The sequence below is a fragment of the Pseudomonas aestuarii genome, assembly GCF_027988105.1.
Taxonomy (GTDB): Bacteria; Pseudomonadota; Gammaproteobacteria; order Pseudomonadales; family Pseudomonadaceae; genus Aquipseudomonas; species Aquipseudomonas aestuarii.
Map to the genome: position 1 here is coordinate 303,351 of NZ_JAQJZJ010000004.1, position 18,516 is coordinate 321,866.

General features: G+C 62.1%; 14 protein-coding genes. 3 read left to right on the forward strand and 11 right to left on the reverse strand.

The window, feature by feature from the left end; all coding sequences use genetic code 11:
- Positions 1 to 25: 25 nt before the first annotated feature.
- The 3 genes from PH586_RS10945 (at position 26) to PH586_RS10955 (ending at position 2,057) form a co-directional block, all read left to right on the forward strand.
- Complete coding sequence (locus PH586_RS10945; RefSeq protein ID WP_271347794.1) at positions 26 to 1,111, forward strand: 5-(carboxyamino)imidazole ribonucleotide synthase; 1,086 nt, start codon at positions 26 to 28, stop codon at positions 1,109 to 1,111.
- A gap of 132 nt (positions 1,112 to 1,243) precedes the next feature.
- Entirely contained in the window at positions 1,244 to 1,489 is a 246-nt protein-coding gene (locus tag PH586_RS10950) for a GlsB/YeaQ/YmgE family stress response membrane protein (RefSeq protein ID WP_271347795.1), read from the forward strand.
- Positions 1,490 to 1,523: 34 nt separating this feature from the next.
- Positions 1,524 to 2,057: a DUF3299 domain-containing protein gene (locus tag PH586_RS10955; RefSeq protein ID WP_271347796.1), complete on the forward strand. Its 534-nt coding sequence runs from the start codon at positions 1,524 to 1,526 to the stop codon at positions 2,055 to 2,057.
- 179 nt (positions 2,058 to 2,236) lie between these two features.
- Here the strand turns inward: PH586_RS10955 and PH586_RS10960 are convergent, their stop codons facing one another.
- The 11 genes from PH586_RS10960 to tssJ all read right to left on the reverse strand — a co-directional run bounded on the left by PH586_RS10960 (position 2,237) and on the right by tssJ (position 18,512).
- A complete protein-coding gene (locus tag PH586_RS10960) occupies positions 2,237 to 2,599 on the reverse strand; it encodes a SpoIIAA family protein (RefSeq protein WP_271347797.1) in 363 nt (120 codons plus the stop codon).
- Between the two features lie 345 nt (positions 2,600 to 2,944).
- Positions 2,945 to 3,403, reverse strand: a complete 459-nt coding sequence (locus PH586_RS10965; RefSeq protein WP_271347798.1) for a GNAT family N-acetyltransferase — start codon at positions 3,401 to 3,403, stop codon at positions 2,945 to 2,947.
- A gap of 264 nt (positions 3,404 to 3,667) precedes the next feature.
- Entirely contained in the window at positions 3,668 to 4,813 is a 1,146-nt protein-coding gene (locus PH586_RS10970; protein WP_271347799.1) for a T6SS immunity protein Tli4 family protein, read from the reverse strand.
- Positions 4,810 to 8,046 carry a phospholipase D-like domain-containing protein gene (locus PH586_RS10975; RefSeq protein WP_271347800.1) on the reverse strand — a complete coding sequence of 1,079 codons (3,237 nt, stop codon included), beginning with the start codon at positions 8,044 to 8,046 and terminating at the stop codon, positions 4,810 to 4,812. The genes PH586_RS10970 and PH586_RS10975 overlap by 4 nt, the downstream gene beginning before the upstream one ends.
- Positions 8,047 to 8,052: 6 nt before the next feature.
- Entirely contained in the window at positions 8,053 to 10,491 is a 2,439-nt protein-coding gene (gene tssI / locus PH586_RS10980) for a type VI secretion system Vgr family protein (RefSeq protein ID WP_271347801.1), read from the reverse strand.
- A gap of 50 nt (positions 10,492 to 10,541) precedes the next feature.
- A complete protein-coding gene (locus PH586_RS10985; RefSeq protein WP_271347802.1) occupies positions 10,542 to 11,537 on the reverse strand; it encodes a serine/threonine-protein kinase in 996 nt (331 codons plus the stop codon).
- Between the two features lie 10 nt (positions 11,538 to 11,547).
- Complete coding sequence (locus PH586_RS10990) at positions 11,548 to 12,273, reverse strand: PP2C family protein-serine/threonine phosphatase (protein WP_271347964.1); 726 nt, start codon at positions 12,271 to 12,273, stop codon at positions 11,548 to 11,550.
- Between the two features lie 2 nt (positions 12,274 to 12,275).
- Positions 12,276 to 15,815 carry a type VI secretion system membrane subunit TssM gene (tssM, locus tag PH586_RS10995; RefSeq protein WP_271347803.1) on the reverse strand — a complete coding sequence of 1,180 codons (3,540 nt, stop codon included), beginning with the start codon at positions 15,813 to 15,815 and terminating at the stop codon, positions 12,276 to 12,278.
- A complete protein-coding gene (gene icmH, locus PH586_RS11000; RefSeq protein WP_271347804.1) occupies positions 15,812 to 16,693 on the reverse strand; it encodes a type IVB secretion system protein IcmH/DotU in 882 nt (293 codons plus the stop codon). The genes tssM and icmH overlap by 4 nt, the downstream gene beginning before the upstream one ends.
- A gap of 1 nt (position 16,694) precedes the next feature.
- A complete protein-coding gene (gene tssK / locus PH586_RS11005) occupies positions 16,695 to 18,026 on the reverse strand; it encodes a type VI secretion system baseplate subunit TssK (protein ID WP_271347805.1) in 1,332 nt (443 codons plus the stop codon).
- Between the two features lie 3 nt (positions 18,027 to 18,029).
- On the reverse strand, positions 18,030 to 18,512 hold the full coding sequence (gene tssJ, locus PH586_RS11010) for a type VI secretion system lipoprotein TssJ (RefSeq protein ID WP_271347806.1): 483 nt from the start codon (positions 18,510 to 18,512) through the stop codon (positions 18,030 to 18,032).
- Between the last annotated feature and the right edge of the window lie 4 nt (positions 18,513 to 18,516).

Sequence of the window (18,516 nt, forward strand, 5' to 3'; positions counted from 1 at the left end):
TTGCGGCATTTGAAGAGGTAGAAGCATGAAAATCGGTGTAATCGGTGGCGGCCAACTGGGTCGTATGCTGGCCCTGGCGGGCACTCCGCTGGGGATGAACTTCGCCTTTCTCGATCCGGCACCGGATGCCTGTGCCCAGGCGCTTGGCGAGCATATCCGCGCCGACTACGGCGATCAGGATCACCTGCGTCAGCTGGCCGACGAGGTCGACCTGGTGACCTTCGAGTTCGAGAGCGTCCCGGCCGAGACCGTGGCCTTCCTCTCCCAGTTCGTGCCGGTCTACCCCTGCGCCGAGTCCTTGCGCATCGCTCGCGATCGCTGGTTCGAGAAATCGATGTTCAAGGAGCTCGGCATCCCCACGCCGGCGTTCGCCGACATCCACTCGCAGGCCGATCTCGACGCCGCGGCCGTCAGCATTGGCCTGCCGGCCGTGCTCAAGACCCGCACCCTGGGCTACGACGGCAAGGGCCAGAAGGTCCTGCGCCAGCCCGCAGACGTGGTTGGCGCCTTTGCCGAACTGGGCAGCGTGGCCTGCATCCTCGAAGGCTTCGTGCCCTTCAGCGGCGAAGTCTCGCTGGTCGCCGTGCGCGGCCGTGACGGCGAGACACGCTTCTACCCGCTGGTGCACAACCGCCACGACAGCGGCATCCTCGCCCTGTCCATCGCCAGCACGGACCATCCGCTGCAGGCCCTGGCCGAGGACTACGTCGGCCGCGTGCTGAACAAGCTCAACTACGTTGGCGTGATGGCCTTCGAGTTCTTCGAGGTCGACGGCGGTCTCAAGGCCAACGAGATCGCCCCGCGCGTGCACAACTCCGGGCACTGGACCATCGAAGGCAGCGAGTGCAGCCAGTTCGAGAACCACTTGCGCGCCGTTGCCGGCCTGCCGCTGGGCTCGACCGCCAAGGTCGGCGAGAGCGCCATGCTCAACTTCATCGGCGAAGTGCCGCCGGTGGCCGAGGTCATCGCCATCGATGATTGCCACCTGCACCACTACGGCAAGGCCTTCAAGGTCGGGCGCAAGGTCGGCCACGCCACCCTGCGTTGCGCCGATCGCGCCACCCTGGACCAGCAGATCGCGGCCGTCGAGGCGCTGATCAACAAGGCCTGAAGGCGTCTCTGGCGCGGGCAGCTGCCGGCGCCAGAGACTTTTCACGGAACCTCCGCGGCGTCCACCAATCCGATAGCCTAATGCTATGGTGTTTCTCAGCCCCGGCGCACTTACCTATTCGGAGAACTACTCATGGGCATTATCGGCACCATCTTCATCGGCCTTATCGTTGGCCTGATTGCACGCTTCCTCAAGCCGGGCGACGACAGCATGGGCTGGATCATGACCATCCTGATCGGCATCGGCGGCGCCATCGCCGCAACTTATGGCGGCCAGGCGCTGGGCATCTACCAGGCAGGTCAGGGCGCCGGTTTCATCGGCGCGGTGATCGGCGCGGTGGTCCTGCTGATAGTCTATGGCGCAGTCAAGAAGAACTGAGCCCTCCGCGTCCCGATCATCTGCGAGTACAGCCATGCGCTACCTGCTGTTGTCCCTGCTGCTGCTGAGCAGCCTGGTGAATGCCGAGCTGGCGGAAACCGACTGGCTCGAACTGATGCCGGAAGAAGACCGCCAGGCCCTCGAAGCCATGCCGGAAATCAGCCACGACAGTCCCGAACAGGACGGCACCTTCTACGATCCCAGTGGCCTCAGGCAGCAGGACCAGAGCCTGCCCGCGGTGATGTACTCGGCCAAGACCGTGGCGGCGCTGGACGGCAAAGCCATCCGCCTGGGCGGCTACCCCGTACCCTTGGAAACCGACGCCCAGGGCCGCAGCACCCTGTTCTTCCTGGTTCCCTATCCCGGCGCCTGCATCCACGTGCCGCCACCGCCACCGAACCAGTTGGTGCTGGTGCGCTACCCGGCGGGCATCGAACTCGAAGACATCTACGCCCCACTCTGGGTCAGCGGAACCCTCAAGGTCGAGCCAGTCAGCAACGAGCTGGCGGATGCGGCCTATGCGCTGGAGGCGGGGATGGTGCGGCTGGTGGAGGAAGCGGATCTTTGATTCGGCAGTCCTCGGCTCAGGGGGAAAGGTGGCCGCTGATGGCTCCGCGTTCGCTTGGCCGCGCCAGGCCGTGCCAGGGGTATTCAGCAACGGCCGCCCTGGAGCGGAGCAGGTATCGGCCAATCCTAGCCCCGGCGTAACCGTTGAGCCAAGCCGGCGGCGGTCCGCTTGAACGAGGGTCAGCTCGCAATCCATCCCTCCGCCAGATCCAGCTCCTTGGTTGGGAAGACCTTTACGGGGCAAGGCATGGCGAACCGAAAGAGGTTTGTCGCATCGGCAACCCACGAAATATCGGTGACAACCGCGACCTTCTCCCAGGCCGTCAGATGGCCCAGCCCCAGCTTCATGTCCTCCCGCATTGCGCCAGCAGTGAAGCGTTCGAAGTCCGCGCCAAGGATATAGAGCACCCGAACCTTCTGGTGCTCGGCAAGTACCGCCTGAATGGCGGGCAGTAGGACGTTTTCATAGTCGCTCGCATCGACGCGGCCAGAGGCGCAGAGTGCGACAACGTTTGCTGCGGTGTTCGGAAGGATTTTGAGCATTGTCCAGGTCCTTATACCGAGGAGATGGCACACCATCTTTCATGCAAGGATGGCCTGATAAGCAGGTTAGCAAATCGGTCTAAGGCACTGGAACGAAGCACACCAGTGTCACAAATGTAGCCTTTAAGGGGCTGATCTATTTGGCTGGTAAATACATTCGCCCCTTTTCCTCATTGGCCAATGGCTGCCGCTAGCCACTGGCCGCGTAGGGTCGGCTGCTGGCGTTGGCGAGTGCTCGCGTTTGATCGAGAGGCGAGCATGCAGCGGTCAGCAGCAAGCGCTCGGAGCCTTCTGCAAAGCAGCTGTAAGCTAACCTTCAGCGTTATTTCTTCAGCCCGATTGGCGTCAGAGATTCCGCTGCATCAGCCATTGCTCCTCGCCCCAGACCTGCAGGCACTCCAGCGTCTGCCAGCCACGCTTCAAGTAGTAGTCCCGGCGATCATGGGTGTGCAGATAGAGCCGTGTGATGCCACGTTCCTTGGCATGCGCACAGATAGCGTCGATCAGGCGCTCTGCCAGGCCCTGCCCGCGTGCTTGCGGTGTGGTGAATACGCAGGCGAGCCAGGGTCCCAGTTCTGCTCGTTCGGCCAGATCAGCCTTGGCAAGCGCAGCACTGCCAAGCAACTCACCATCGGCCAGGGCTATCAGGCATTTCCAGTTGCCGTTTCGCTGCCCATCGGCGAACTCACGCTGCCAGTCGGCCAGTGGCTGCTCGACGAATTCATAGCTGAATTGCCGATAAAGCCATTCCGCCAGGGTATCGCTGTATGACATGTGATTGGCGAGCCAGTCCAAACGGGGCATGCGAGGTCCTTATTGCGGTAAGCCGACAGGAACATTGATGCCGCACTTGAACACGGCCAAGGGCACTCGAACAAGCCAATCACCAATCATGTCCGGCGGTTATGAAGAGCTTTGCTCGGCCTTGGCCTGCGCATGAGTGGCAAACCGCACAGACGGTAATGGGCGGCCCCTTTTTGCTCAGTTACCTCCCCTTATCGGTTCGGGAGATTTTTAACCTGGAAAGCAGAAGCAGGGTATTCAAACAGGCTTCTCCATTAATGCCGGCTACTTCGCCAGGGTTTGTTTGATGCTTTCACTCAATACCTTGAAGCGCGGGATGACCTCTTCGGGCGGTGGCGTCAGGTCTTTCAAATCATCGGTGCCCTTCTGGAAGGTGAACATTTGCACGGCCAGCAGTGGAGACAACGTGCCGCCGGTGTGGGCCAGGCCGAACCAGGCGCGTTCCTGTTCACCGGAGCCGGGCTTGGGATCGAGGCGCCAGCCTTCCAGGCCAGCCAGGCGCTTGCCCAGGTACAGGCGCTCGATGAAGGCGGTTTTCTTCCACTTGCTGGCGTCGTAGCCGGGGCGGTAGTCGGTGTCGTAGGTGCCTTGGGTCGGTTTGGTCTGCCAGGGATCGTTCGCGGAAGCGGCGACCAGGGTAAAGATCACATTGGGCGTACGGGTAAAGCGCAGGCTGTTTTTGATGCTGTAGGCGGTTTTGCCATCGTCGGCGATAAAGCCGTAGGGGAGGCAGAAGCCGGGGCCTGTGGGTACTTCGTAGAGTTCGCGTGGCTGGAAGCGAGCCATCAGCGCCTTGATACGCTCGGCAGAGTCGGGGCCTGCCTTGGCGAAGGTAAAGTAGTACACCCGGTTATTACGCCAGAGCAGGGCTTCGGCCGGGGAAACACTATCTCCCAGGAAGTAAGCATCGGGAATGTCGAGGTCGTGCTCATGGACTTTGATGAGCGGGATTTTTCGTTCCACTTCTTCTATATTTCTTGTAAATCGTTCTACAGCCGCTCTCGTTACTTTTGTGTTTTCTCTTCTATCCAGATCTTTTAGCTCTTCAAGTGCCTTTTTCTTTCTAGTGGCTTCCTTTTTTAGCTCCGACTGATAAAGGGTGGCTGTCCCCTTTATATATCTTGCGGCGCCATCGAACTGCGAGCGCTCAACAATATCGCTGACATAGATGGTCAGACCGTCATAGTCATAGCTGGCGTTGTCACCTTTCGCACCGACTTTCAGACCAAATCCATGTCCGCCGCCCTTTGAAATGCGGTTAGTGTAATCAGCGTGGAACGTGGCCCACTGCATTTCCTCCGGCACATCGAATGTCACGCGCCCAATGCACTCCTGACGTGGCGCGTCAGCCAGCGCCATGCCCGCAGGAATCAGCAGGCCAAGGCTCAGGTACTGGAATATTCTTTTCATGTGCGCCGGGTCCCTTCTGTATGCATGCCATCAGAATGGGCTAAAGTCTGATCGGACTGCTCAAACAACTGAGCCAGGATTGTCAGGTTGATGCCGGAGTCATTGTTTTCCCCTCGTGTCCAGTTGGTTGGTAGGGCGCAGATAAAGCCCTGAACGCCCACTGGTGGAGCGAAGGATTTGACCGCAGCCAGAGTGTTTGAACGCCAGAAACGCTCTTCGTGTGGCATGGGTTCCATCAGTTCGCCGCCCCGATCAAGATTGGCCAGATCACTGTAGGCCCAGCTCGGCCAGGTGGAGGTGGGGAAGCCCGTCGTTTTAAACTCCTTCAAGTCCGGCGTTTTGCGTGGCTGCACCTGGCTAATGTTTTGCGGAATAAAGTCAAAGGATTCGTTGTAAAAGTCCGTGTTAGCTTGTGCGCGCTCCTGTATCGCCCGCCAAGTCTGCTCCGCCGCAGGCTGCTCCAGGTATTGCGCCAACCCAGCCGCCGGGCTGACGCCCGAGGGCTGTGTTATTGCCAGGCCAAAGTGTTTCTTCCATAGATCCATTCGTAGCTGCTGGACGGCCTTGCCGACCGTGTGTAGGCATTTACCATCGAGTTTGGCCTGAGCGGGTGTGCTGTCGCGCACGATAACCGCCAGCTCCGAGTCGCGGCTGCCTTGCAGGCTGCGGTCGTTGATATTGGCGCTGCCGAGAATGGCAACCCGATCATCGGCAATCAGCAGCTTGCTGTGTACGTAGATCTGCTCGGTCACCACACGTCCGTTAAGTGTTTCCCAGGTACGCAGGTTGAGCAGAGTCAAGTAGCGGGTCCAGTCCTGTTGTTCGTAGACGGGGCGGTCGCTCGAGTCTAAGCGTTCGATGACCTTGAGGGCGTCTTCGCGACTGACTTTACGATCCAGCAGTTCGCGTAGTGCCATACGGCGTTGGATTCGTTTGATTAGGCTGTGCTCACCAAAGGCCAGGCTCTGCATGGTCAGGCTGACTTGATGCATGATATTTAGGACATTTAGCGCCCCTTCTGGATGTACCGGCAAAATCATATACACATGGAACGGGAGCTTTTCATCGATGGCACGGCCAATACGATTGGCCAATGCCTCGCCGATATCGTTGAGCAGGCCGCTCTGCGTCTCGCCCAGTTTGTGGGTGAGCCAGCCTTGGGTGTTGATACTCCACATGGCCTTCAGACTTTTCAGAAACTGGCGCGCTTCCATACTGGGTTCCTGGGCGATGGCATCGATCTCTTTCCAGTCCAGTTGCCAGATATCCTTGGCTTTCAGTGCTTCGCGCAGCCGCACGCGTGCGACGAAGTCTTGGCGCAGGCTGCTGGGGTCACGCAGGCTAGCCATCGGGCCGGAGAGCGGAACCAAAGGATTCAGTTCTCCCTCGTTGCCATAGGCACTCTGAAAAAACTGGTTCTCGATATAGATAAAGTGCTGGGCGCTGGAGATGGCCTGAAGCATGGCTTCCTTGCAGTTGGCTTGTACGCCGCCCGTGTCGATACCCGGTGGCAAGGGCAGATTGACGCCCGCTTTACTGCGGCCTTCCTGTTCCTGCTGAGTCATCCGGCTGGCGGCGCTGCGCAGCACCTGCACGCTCATGCCACCCGGTTTGGTGGCCGGCGCCTCGGGCAACTGGTCGGGCGTGTTTATCCATACCGGCTGCGGCTTGGGGAAACTCAGGCGTGGGCTGTCACTGACCTTGATGCCGAAGCCCAGTCGATCGAGGCCCGTCTCGCTGGATAAATCATTGAGCCAACGCACCACGGCCTCCAGCAGGTTGCGCACCAGTGTGGTGTCCTGCAGCGGCGGGGTTTGGGCGAGATAGGCTTGCTGACCGTTCCAGCGGTCGATGAAGTTACGTGCCAGATCGTAGACCGATGGACCTTCGATGCGGCTGTGCACATCCTGCCAAGGCATGCGCGGTTGGTCATCGGCCAGGCGGCCATTGTCGGGGGAGGCTAGCGGCTGCGGTGTTTCGTGCAGGTAGGGATAAGGTTGTAGATGCTGCCCTGAGCGTTCCTGCAGCAGGTGGTAGATGAACCAGAGCATCGAACTAGCCAACTCGTTGGTGCTCTCGCGGTATGCGCCTGGAATGTCATCGAAGCTTTTGCCGCTGAGTACGGTTAGAACCCGTCCGAGGTCGGTCTGGCTCATCCATTGGCTGATTAGTTCGATACTCTTGATGCGTAAGGATTCGTAGAGATTCCTCCCAGCCGCCTCAAGCTCGCGCAGCCAGTCTTGCAATTGCAGCCTTAGCTCCTCAGCCATCGGGAGGTTATTGAGGTTGTCGTCAATCAGCTTGGCCATTGCACGAATGCTTGTGCCCACCATCTGCCGCTGGGCAGCGCTAAGCCGTTCAAACCCTTCGTCGAGGTTCTCCATGGCGCTGTTCTTGGCGCGAATCAGCCCTTGCAGAACAGCGTGCGGAGGGCTGCGGAAGAGGTCCGCAATGTAGGTCGCACCATTTAGGGCCGTGCTTGTACTGAGCGGGATAACGCCTGAACCCGTCACCGGTTTGGACAGATCAAACAGTGTCGCCATCATCAGCCCCATCGAGCTGACATGTTTGTCCATATCCATCCAACCCAGTTTCGGCAGCCCTGGGTTGTAGGCGTCGTTGCCCTGACGCTTGCTGGCGTCGAGGCTGAAATTATTGTCGTCGCGCCGGCCATATGCCAGATCGATACCGCCGACGTAACCTATTCTGTTATCGATCACCACGGACTTCTGATGGTGAGAAAAAGCAACGCCCAGGCCTTTCATATCGCTCTGCTGGATGGCTGGAGTACAGAAAGCGCGCGGTCCCGCGCTAAGTCCGGCGTTGAGCTGGAATATGGCCAACATGGTTTCGAAGTCATAGGTACCCAGGCTGCCGGCTGAGCTCAGCCACGGCATGACATAGACTTTCAGCGCAGGCTTCTTCTTCAGCGCCTGGTGCAGGCATTGCCAGAGACTGCGCTTGCCATCGAGAAGGACGTCATAGTTCACCTGCCAGCCTGTGATGAAAACGGAGCTGCTGGCTTGGTCTATCGCTGCTGCGACATCCTTGAAGTAATCCTCGCCGGTGGTAAAGAAACGCACGTTATTGCCGGTGCGTTTGGGGGCAAACAGGTCTTGTCCGTTGATGAAGAAATCTGGCGCGGAATACGCCACACAGGCTTTGCCATCCTGTGTGTTGATCTGGTTCAGTTCCTTTTCGCGTACACCGTTGTAGGCAGGGTTAGTCGCCATGGCCAATCATTCCTTGGATTGAAGGTGGGTATAGAGGTCGGTACTGCAGAGACTGTCCTGCTTACTGCGTTCATGTTGCAGCAATGCATTGCTGGCCTGATTGCGGGTAACGCAATCACGGAAGTCCAGGGCTCCTAGTGCATGCTGTTCGGCATCCCATCCCTGTCTTTCCAAGTGCAGGCGTAGGGCTACGCATTGGCCTGGATAAGCAAGCCACAGGCTTTTTGACGCTTTGCAGTAAGCCGTCGATAGGGTCTTTTGCTGCTTGTCATCGAGTAGAACATGACCTTGCTCATCGGTTTCACCCTCTAGCAAAACCTTGTCGTCATCGCCCTCTAGAATGCGCCAGGGAGTATGGGCTAGAGGAAAACCCTCATCTCCCGGGACATCCTGCAATTGGATATTGAACAGATACTCGCGCTGCTCTATGGCGTCTGGAGTTGGCAATACTCCTGGCTTTGCGCGGTCTAGCAGCTTGCCGGCCCTATCCATATCCGCAGGCAGAGGAATAACAGGCATCAGGATTGCTATGCCCGAGCCCTTGCCCGGCGAGCCGCCCGCATTGATCTTGGCCAGTGGGCCGCTGAGGGTGACGCCGCCGGGGTCGAGTTTGATGAAGCTGCCGCCGGCTTTGAGGGTCAGCTCGGTGCCGGCTTCGATGACCATTTTTTGTCCGGCCTTGAGGTGGATCTCGCGGCCGGCCTTGGTCAGTTGCGCGCTGCCGAGTTTGATGTGCTGGTTCTGCCCGACGGTGAGGTGGTCGTCGGGTTTGACTTCGACTTTACGCTCGGCTTTGACGGTCAGGTGTTCTTCGGCTTTGAGCTCGGTAAAGCTGTTGGCTTCGACGGTGTCGTGGCGCTCGTGGCCGACGCGAATCTTCTGGTCGTGCTCGATGTTTTCGTCCCAGTCGCGCTGGGCGTGCAGGTAGATCTGCTCGGCGCCTTTCTGGTCTTCGATGCGCAGTTCGTTGTAGCCGCCACCGCCCGGCGAGCTGAGGGTCTTGAACAGGCTGCGGGTTTTGTTCGCCGGCAGGTCGTAGGGAACCACGTGTTCCTTGTGGTACAGGCAGCCGGTGACCAGGGGCTGGTCGGGGTCGCCTTCGAGGAAGGTGACCAGCACTTCCATGCCGATCCGCGGGATGGCGATGGCGCCGTAGTTGTCGCCGGCCCAGCTGTTGGACACGCGCAGCCAGCAGCTGGTCTTGTCGTCGGCCTGGCCGTGCCGATCCCAGAAGAATTGCACCTTGATCCGGCCGTACTGGTCGCAGTGGATTTCCTCGCCGGCGGGGCCGGTGACCACCGCGCTCTGGCTGCCGAGCACGCGCGGTTTGGGGTGGGCCAGCGCTGGGCGGTAGGGGATGTCCCAGGGCGTGGCGCTGAAGCGGTTGCGGTAGCCCTGTTGGAAGCCATCGCTGGCGTCGGTATGACTGGTCACCGACTCTTCCAGCACCTGCGGCTGTTTGCCCTCATGGTTGATTTCACGTAGCAGCCAGAGGTCGTTGCAGTCCTGGCGCGGGTGGTCGGAGAGTTCGAGGAAGTGGCCGCTGAGCAGTTTCGGTTGATCGCTGCGGCCTTCGGCCAGGCGGTAGTCGGCGCGATGACGTTCGAGGTGGCGCTGGCTCAGGTGTTTGCCGCGGGTGCGGTCGGTGTAGCGGCCGGGGTAGTCGTAGTCTTCCAGGTCCGGCAGCGCTTTGGCCTCGGGGTCTTGCGCGGGCTTGAAGGCGGCCTCCAGCTGCAGGCGCGGTTGTTCGAAATCGTAATCGCGCCGCGTGGTGCGGCTGGTACGGGTTTCCAGGCGCACGGCAAAGCGTTTGACCACCGGCTCGTCGGCGGTCATGCCGTTGTCCTGCAGGTAGGCGGTGGGCTGGCCGAGTTTGCCGAAGGCGCTCTGGTCGTCGCCGAAGATCAGCACATGGCCCTGCTGGCTGTGCTGGAAGTGATAGTGGATGCCTTCTTCCTCGCACAGGCGCTGAATAAAGTGCAGGTCCGATTCGTCGTACTGCACGCAGTAATCGCGCTCGGGATAGACGGTCGGGCCAAGCTGGAACTGGTAAGCGTTGGCCTGGATGCCGTGCTCTTCGAGCACCTGCGCAACTATCTGCGGCACCGTGAGGTGCTGGAAGATGCGCTGGTTGCTGCGGTGAGTCAGGTAGCTGAGCTGCGGCACCAGGGAGATTTTGTAGCGGGTCAGGCGCTTGCCGGACTCGCCTTGGGCGACCTGGTAGATGATGCCGTGCACGCCTGGGCCATCGGGCGTGAAGGCGAGAAAGGCCGGCTGATGCAGCAGGCTTTGCAGGTCGAGGTCCGGGCGCTCGCTGATCAACTCGACGTCGAAGCGATAGGGCTGGCTGATCGCCTCGCGCCCGCTGAACTCGAGCACTTGCAGGTCGTGTTCGAGGCCTTCGATGCTCAGGCTGAAATGGGTTTCATTGGCCGGGTTGAACATGCTCATTTCCTTGTAAAAAATTCATCCATTGATGCGGGCATGCGTTGCGTTCAGTGGCGTCCCAGCCAGCGCGACCAACGGCCCGGTGGCGGCTGACGGAACACCGCCAGCAACTGCGCGCAACTGATGCCGCGTTGCGCCTCGTCGAAGGCCAGGGCGGTACGCAGGGCCGGCCAGCAGTGTGGCGGCAGTTGTTCCGGTCGTTGCAGCCGCTGATCCAGTTCCAGGGCCTTGGCTTGTTTGGCGCTGAGGCGACGGAATGGATGACGGCCGCTGGCCAGCTCGTAGAGCACGCAGGCCAGGGCGTAGACATCGGCCGCGGCGGTCAGCGGTGCGCCGTCGAGCAATTCCAGCGCGGCGTAACGCGGGGTCCAGGCGGTAAAGCGGTTGCGGCACAGACGCGGCAGGCCGGGTAGCAAACCTTCCACCGGCTGGCCGAGACCATAATCGAACAGACGCAGGCCGTCTTCGGCGAGCATCACGTTGCTGGGTTTCAGGTCGCCATGCAGCACGCCCAGGCTGTGCGAATAACTCAGGGCGTCGAGCAGGGCGATGGAAATTTCCTGCAGCTCGCGCCAAGGCAAACCCTCAGGGCGTTCGCAGAGCAGCTGATCGAGGGTCAGGCCCTTGAGCAGCTCGAGGATCAGGAAGGCGCGCTGGCTCGGCACATCGACCTCGAAGCCGAACAGGCGCACCACATGGGGGTGGTTGAGCCGCGCGGTGAGGGCGAATTCGCTGTAGAGCAGGGCGTTGGCGTCCGGGTATTCGGCAAAATCGTCGCTGAGGGTTTTCAGCGCCACATAGGGTTCGGGGTCGCCGAACTGTTCGCGCAGCAGGTCGCGGGCGCGGTACACCGCGCCCATGCCGCCGACGCCGAGCAGGCGTTCGATCTTGTAGCGCCCGCCGAGCACTTCCGGCAGTTCGCTGAGCACCGGCCGCGTGGCCTTTTCCGCCGGTTTGGCGGCAGTGGCGGCCAGGGCGAAATAGGTCAGGTCGCTGGCCTCGTTGCTGGCCAGCGGCGGTGCGTCGAGCAGTTGTTCGCTCATCCGGGCGTCCTCATCGGCGGATCACCACCGCACTCAGGTTGTCCCGCGCCGGCCCGTCGAGCACCCGCTGGAACAAGCGATTGAGGGTCAGTTGCGGCGCCGGCAGATTGAGCGCGGCGCCCAATTCGTCAGCGGATAGATCCTGATAGAGGCCATCACTGCACAGCAGAAAGACATCGCCGGGCAGGATGTCCAGTTCGAGAATCTCCAGCTTCAGCTCTTCGCTGGCGCCAATGGCGCGGGTCAGCGCATGGGCCGCCGGGTGGCGTGCGGCCTCGGCAGGGCTGAGCTGTTGCTCGTCGATCAGCTGTTGCAGCAGCGAGTGATCGCGGCTGAGCTGGTACAGCCGGCTGCCGCGCCACAGGTAGCAGCGGCTATCGCCGGCCCACACGCAGGCGGCGCGGTCGTCCTCGATCAGCAGCGCCACCACGGTGCTGCCGATCAGCGTATCCGGGCGTTCGGCGGTGACCGTCAGCTCCTGACCGAGACGCCGGTTGAGCCCGTGCAGGCGCTTGCGCAGCTCGCCCAAACGCTGCTGCAAGTCACCCTCGCTGGGTTCGCCCAGGTACTCGACGATCAGGCGACTGGCCAGGGCGCCGTTCTGGTGCCCGCCCATGCCATCGGCGACCACCCACAGGCCCTGCTCCGGCATCGCCAGAAACGCATCTTCGTTACGCGCGCGCACCTTGCCGACCTCGGTGCGCGCGGCGCTGCGCCATGTATTAGTCACTTGCACCATCAGAGCGTCGCCGGCAGCTTGAAGCTGCGCAGCAGGTCGATATCGAACGGGTTCGGTGAGCGCTGGCTGTGTAGCAGGTAGCTGGCGTGGCGGCCGGCAAGGTCGGCCTTGAGCATCAGCACATCGCGACCGCTGTGGTAGTCCACGCTCATCAGGTCGAGCAGGCGAAACAGTGACCAGGGGCCGCTGTTCTTCTCGATGCCGACTTTATGCCCGCCGAGTTCCTCGACCACCAGGCTGGTGCGGCCTTCGTTGGCTTCGGCCGGCCAGCTGAAGGCGGTCTGCACGATCGGCCCGTGGCGGTATTCCATCTGCTGGCCGTCGAAGCGGAATTCCGCACGGCCCAGGCTGGAATCCAGCGAGTAAGGCTCGAGCTTGAACAGCACTTTCGGCTCGTTGGGGTTTTCCGCGAAGAAGCTGCGGTGGATGGTCTGGGTATGGCTCATCTGCAACAGGAACTCGCGCGATAGCGGCAAGCCGCGACCGTCGATGCGGCGCACCTGGTATTGGCCGGCGCTGCCGCTGACGAAGGGCTTGAGGTAGCCGTCGAAGAAGCGCTGGGCGATGCCCTGGGTCTTGAAAAACTCGCGGAAGTCGGCAATCGCCACGTCGCTTGCGCTGCGTGCGCTGAACGGATAACGCTGCTTCAACGAGCCTTTATAGGCGGCGTACAGCTCGCTCTTGTAGCGCTGGTTGAGGTAGTGGTGGGCGTCGTCCAGTACCAGCATCCAGCTGTCTTCGGCGAGCAGACTGAGCCAGTTGCCAATCGGTTGCGGCAGGCGCGAGGCGCTGCTACGCAGCTGGTTGATGGCATCGCGTCTGCCGCCCATGCGCGCCTTGGCCAGTTCGAATGCGGCCTGTTCCGGGGCACTGGCGTGGGCCAGGCTGGCCAGTTGCAGCTGCAACGCATCCAGGGCTTGCAGGGTTATCGCCAGTTCCGCGGCGGCACCGCCGTTTTCGTCGAGCAAACGGTGCAGCGGCTCGAAGCGCCGTTCCAGGGTTTTGCGCGCGGTATCCGGCAGGTTCTTCACCAGTGCCGCCTGGGCCTGTTCGGCGGCGGCGCCGGCGAGCTTGGCGACTTTACCCAACTTGCCCCTGGCGCCCTGCAGCGCCTCGGCAGCAACGCCCGCGCTGTCGGCGGCTTCGGCCATGCCCTTGAAGCGGGTGTTGTCGCGCACCTCCACCAGCAGTTGCAGCAGCGGCGAGTTGGCGGCGGTCAGGCCGGCCAGTTGCAGGGCGCCCTGGTTGGCGCTGCCGATCGGCTCCAATGTCAGCTGGGCCAGGGTTTCGCCCCAGTAGTTGGCATAGTCGCGAAAGTACAGCTGCTCCATTTCCACCAGCAGACGGCTGAGGTCGTTACTGCTGAGGTTGTCGCTACCACCGAGTACCCAGTTGTCGCGCAGGGTATCGCGCACCAGGTCGGCGCCCTTGGCGGTGAAGGTCTGCTGGTAGCCGACCTGGGTATAGAAGCCCGGGATGGCGTAATCAGCGCCGGCGAACAAGGCGGCTTGCGGGCCGAGTTTCTCGCTCAGGCGATACTCCGGCAGGCTGCGCGCCTGGTCACGCAGCATGCGGTAGACCACGGTGGCCAGCGACTCGCTGCGCAGCACCTGACGGGCCTGGGCGACCAGCGGTTCGTTGAGCGAGTAGGACGCGAACGACTCCGTCAGCAGGCGCTCGAAGTGCTGGTTGAGCCCGCGCTGCCCGGCACTGTTGCCGGCGTAGCGCAGCGACCAGTCGGCGGCCAGCCATTGCTGCAGGAAGGCCTTGTCGCGACGTTCTTCAAGATTGAGCATCAGGTAGGCGCGCAGGCTGTTGAGCAGGCCCTCGCGGTCGTTCAGGTTGGCCCGCACTTGCGCTTCCAGCTGGCGGCCGACGCGCGGCAGCAGCAGGCTTTCCAGCTCGCCGCGGTAGACCCGTTGCAGCGTTGGGTCGACCTTCTCGCCCTGATACAGGCCGCCGCGTTGCAGGTAGGCGGCTTCGTCTACCGGCACAAACACCTGGGTCGCGGCATAGCTGTGATCCAGCGCTTGCAACGTGCGCAGGGCATCGTCCTGGACGCCGAGGCTGTCATGTTGCCGAGTCAGTTGCCGGGCGATCTCGCGCAGTTGCTCCAGACGTTCGTGGTTGCCGGAGAAGCCGTTGGCCCAGAGTGCGCCGAACAGGCTCAGGCAGACGAACGCCGCGGCGTACATGGCGCGCTGGCCCCAGTCGATGCGCCGTACTTCCTTCTGGTCCAAGCCTGCCAGCTCGGATTCGGGGAAGATCACCTGGCTCAGCAGGTGGTTGATAAAGCGTGCCCGGCCACTGCGGAAGGTCGGCAGCGCGCTGCTGGCCAGACCCAGGTTGCGGCCGATGTCGCTGGTGCTCGGGTCGAGCTGGCTGTTCAGCTCCGGCGCGCTGGTCAGGTAGAAACCGCGCAATTGGCTGGCGCGCTGGTAGCGGTTGCCGCTGAAGGCCAGCTCACTGAACAGGCACAGGCGCTCGCCGATCAGCCCAAGTTGATGCGGGAAGTCGAGGATACGGCCACGGCGCTGGGTGTCGCGCTCCTGGTGCATGCGCAGGATCACCTGGCTGTTGAGGCGGCGCAGCAGTTCTTCGAACTCCTGGCGGATCACCTGCACGTCGGTAGGGTTCTGCTCCTTGCGGAAGCTGGCGCCGAGCACCTGATCGCTCTCTTCGCGCGACAGCTGATCGAAGAACTCGTCGAAGCCCAGCACCTTGTCGGCCTTGCTCAGGACCAGGTACACCGGCACATCGGCGCCGAGGCGCTGGTGAATCTCCTGCAGACGCTGGCGGGTCTGCCGGGCCAGGTTTTCCAGCTCGACCTCGCTGCCGCCCTGCAGCTGCTCGACCGGGATATTGACCAGCACCCCATTGAGTGGCCGGGCGCGGCGCTGGCGCAGCAGGCCGAGGAGGAAGTCCCAGGCGCGGCTGTCGATGGCCGGGTCGGGTTGATTCAGGTAACGCCCGGCGGTGTCGATCAGTACCGCGTGATCGGCGAAATACCAGTCGGCGTAGCGGGTACCGGATACGTCCTTGGTCAGGCGCTGCTGTTCACCGCGGTTGAGCGGAAAATCCAGGCCGGAGAAGTCCAGCAGGCTGGTCTTGCCACTGCCATGCGGGCCGAGCAGCAGGTACCAGGGCAACTCGTTGCGCCACTTCTCGCTACGGCCGCGGTAAAGGCTGGAGCGCTTCAAGGTGTGCAGCGCCTGCTTGAAGCGCTGACGCAGTTCAATCTGCTCCTCGCCGATCATGCCTTCACGGCGCAGGCGTTCCTGGGCCTCGGCGTCGTCTTCCTCGGCCTTCTTGCGCGCGGTGGTTTTCCAGCTGGCGAAGACCATGGCCAGCCCCCAGAGCAGAAACAACCCGCTGATGCTCAGCAGGCGACTGGTGGTCGACTCCCAGAACTTGTAGTCATTGACCGCCAGCAATGGGCCGACGAACCACACCAGCAGCGCCAGAACCAATACCAGGCACAGGCTCCAGACCCAGGTCTTGCGGAAAAAAGCGGCTAACTTGCCGAGAAAACTCTTCATTTCAGGTCATCCATGCTTACACCCGCGGACGGGTCGAGTTGCTCGTACGGCTGCAAAATAGTCTTGCGCTGTTCGCCCAGTACCCAGGCGAAACCGCCGTAGACCACGGCCAGGCACATCAGGGTGAACAGTGCCACCAGCCACCAGGGCACGATGCGCACCAGGCGCCGGCGGGTATCTTTCAGGCCCTGCCAGTGCGGCGAGACCTCGCGCGGCACGTCACCGCGCAGCTGGCGGATCTGCCGATAGAGGCTGTCGCGTACCGCTTCCAGTTCGAGCATGCCGCGCGGCAGCACGCGGTACTTGCCCTCGAAACCGAGCGACAGGCACAGGTACATCAGCTCGAGCATCGGCAGGTGCTTGACCGGGTTGCGCGACAGGCGCTCGAGCAGCTGGAAGAACTTCTCGCCGCCGAAGGTCTCGTTGTGGAAGCTCGACAGCAGGCTCATCTGCGACCACTCGCTCTCGTTGCCCCAGGGCGTGGTCACCACGGCCTCGTCGACCACGGTGCAGAGCACGTAACGCGCGGCCATCACCTGGCTGCTCTCGGCGCCTTCGTGCAGGGCGCGGTGCTCGAACAGCTTGAGCGCGCTGGCCAGACGCTGGTTGAGGGCACGCATGTCTTCGCTGTCGAAGCTGTGCTTGAGCCGCACCACTTCCGAGAGCAGCGCCGAGGCCGCGGCCACCAGCGGGTTGAGGCTGATGTTGAAGGTTTCCGCCGGGCGCAGGCGGGCGGCGTAGATCATCCGCTCTTCCAGTTGCTCGAATTTCGGCGGGGCGGCGAAGTCGGTCAGCGGGCTGTGCGCCGGGGCATCGCCTTTGCGGTTGAGGATGACCGTCTTGTCGTCCTGACCGTATTCCATTTCCTTGGTCGTCATATCAGTTCCTGATCGCCCAGAATTTCAGCTCAAGCCCGGAAAACTCGCCGGACACATGGAAGGCAAAGCCGCCGGAGCGTTCCAGCTGCGCCAGTTCCTCGGAGCCGAGCTCCAAGGCGAAGTAGGTCTTGCCCGAGTGGAACGGGATCTGCCGTGGCGCCACCGGCAGCGGTTTGACCTTGATCCCCGGCAGGGCCAGGTTGACCAGTTGGCGGATGCTTTCCACCGGGCCGACCTTGAGGTGCGCCGGCAGGCGATTGCGCAGCTCTTCCGAGTCGCACTGGGCACTGGCGGCGAGGACGAATGAGGAGGTGCCGAGCAGCTTGTGGTCGTGCAGCGGCGATACCTGGATGCCGTACTGACGTTGTTGCAGCAGCAGTTCGATGGCGTGTTGTTCCAGCACCATCGACAGCACCTGGCGGATCGCATCCATCAGCTTGCGGAAGGACAGACCCTGGTCGCTGTGCAGGTAGCGGCTGTCCAGGCGCGGGCGCTTGGTCTCGCTGGAGAAGGTCGCCAGCTCGCCGAGCAGGCCCAGCAGCTCGCGGTAGATCTGCTCGGGGTGCACCTGTTCGATGCCCAGGTAATGGCGCAGCACCGGTTCGAAGCGGTTGATCAGCTGCAGCATCATGAAGTCGCCGACTTCCGCGCCGCCGACCTTGCCGGTGGCGCTGATGCGTTCGGCGAGGATGTCGCCACGGTGGGCGAGCATGCTGATGACTTCCTTCAGGCAGCTGAGCAGGTAGCCCGAGGCCTGGAAGTTGACGTAGGTCGGGATAAATTCCGGATCGAGGCTGATCACCCCGTCCGGGGTGGTGTCGAGCACGTCGCACAGCTGCAGTTTGACGTAGGCCTGGTCGCGCTGCTGCTCGCCGAGTAGCAGGCGGAAATCCGGGCGGCCACAGCTGACCTGACTCGATGCACTGTCACCGGCGTTGGAGTCGGCGACTTCCTCGTCGAAGGCGGTGAAGCGCGCCAGCACGTCCTGCTGTTCCGGGCGGCGGCTCTCGATATGGTTGCCGGTGACCAGCGGCAGGGCCAGGTACACCGGAGTGTTGCCGGTGTTCGGCGGCACGTCGAGGGCCAGCGGCTCGCGCTCGGCACCGATATCGAACAGGCTGCCATCGGGCAGGATGCCGCTGGCCTTGCTCACCACCAACTTGCCCATGTTGAGGAACTGGCGATCGATCTCCAGTTCGAAAAAGCCCCACGCATAGCTGTCGAGTTTCTGCGTGCGGGTCTTCAGCTGGTAGTCGTAGTAACGGTCGTTCTGCTGGAAGTGCTGCGGGCGCAGCAGCATGCCTTCCTGCCAGACCACTTTATGCATGGCCATGGCTTATTTCCCGTCCTTGGTGAGGTCATCCTGGGCCTTGATACCCAGGGCATCGAGGTTGAGCACGCTGGTGGTGCGCCCCTGTTCCTGCAGCGGGATGACCACGCGCCAGTTGCTTTCCGGCAGGTCGCGGTAGGCGGCCAGCACGCCGATATAGCGGCTACCCGGCTGGACAAAGAGTTTCAGCTCGCGCTGCTCGCCCGGCCTTAGCTCAAGTTCTTCGAGGGTGACCATGTCCGGCGCCAGGGCTTCTTTCGGGCGCTGGTAGAGCGAGAAGAAGTCGGCGGTCTCGAAGGCCACCGGGTGCTTGAGTTCGATCAGGCGCAGCACGATCGGCGAAGGCCGGCCATTGAGGTCCGGGTTGAGCTCATCGCTGCCGTTGAGGGTCAGGTCGAGTTTGGTCATGCTCGAATTCGGCGACAGCGCCGAGCAGCCGCCGAGGGCCAGTAAGGCGGCCAGCAGGACCAGGGGGAAAAAGCGCAACATGGGG

Bases quoted from the DNA above. Each gene is read 5' to 3' on its own strand.
- PH586_RS10945 (WP_271347794.1), top strand. From the start codon at position 26: ATGAAAATCGGTGTAATCGGTGGCGGCCAACTGGGTCGTATGCTGGCC.
- PH586_RS10950 (WP_271347795.1), top strand. From the start codon at position 1,244: ATGGGCATTATCGGCACCATCTTCATCGGCCTTATCGTTGGCCTGATT.
- PH586_RS10955 (WP_271347796.1), top strand. From the start codon at position 1,524: ATGCGCTACCTGCTGTTGTCCCTGCTGCTGCTGAGCAGCCTGGTGAAT.
- PH586_RS10960 (WP_271347797.1), bottom strand. From the start codon at position 2,599: ATGCTCAAAATCCTTCCGAACACCGCAGCAAACGTTGTCGCACTCTGC.
- PH586_RS10965 (WP_271347798.1), bottom strand. From the start codon at position 3,403: ATGCCCCGTTTGGACTGGCTCGCCAATCACATGTCATACAGCGATACC.
- PH586_RS10970 (WP_271347799.1), bottom strand. From the start codon at position 4,813: ATGAAAAGAATATTCCAGTACCTGAGCCTTGGCCTGCTGATTCCTGCG.
- PH586_RS10975 (WP_271347800.1), bottom strand. From the start codon at position 8,046: ATGGCGACTAACCCTGCCTACAACGGTGTACGCGAAAAGGAACTGAAC.
- tssI (WP_271347801.1), bottom strand. From the start codon at position 10,491: ATGTTCAACCCGGCCAATGAAACCCATTTCAGCCTGAGCATCGAAGGC.
- PH586_RS10985 (WP_271347802.1), bottom strand. From the start codon at position 11,537: ATGAGCGAACAACTGCTCGACGCACCGCCGCTGGCCAGCAACGAGGCC.
- tssM (WP_271347803.1), bottom strand. From the start codon at position 15,815: ATGAAGAGTTTTCTCGGCAAGTTAGCCGCTTTTTTCCGCAAGACCTGG.
- icmH (WP_271347804.1), bottom strand. From the start codon at position 16,693: ATGACGACCAAGGAAATGGAATACGGTCAGGACGACAAGACGGTCATC.
- tssK (WP_271347805.1), bottom strand. From the start codon at position 18,026: ATGGCCATGCATAAAGTGGTCTGGCAGGAAGGCATGCTGCTGCGCCCG.
- tssJ (WP_271347806.1), bottom strand. From the start codon at position 18,512: ATGTTGCGCTTTTTCCCCCTGGTCCTGCTGGCCGCCTTACTGGCCCTC.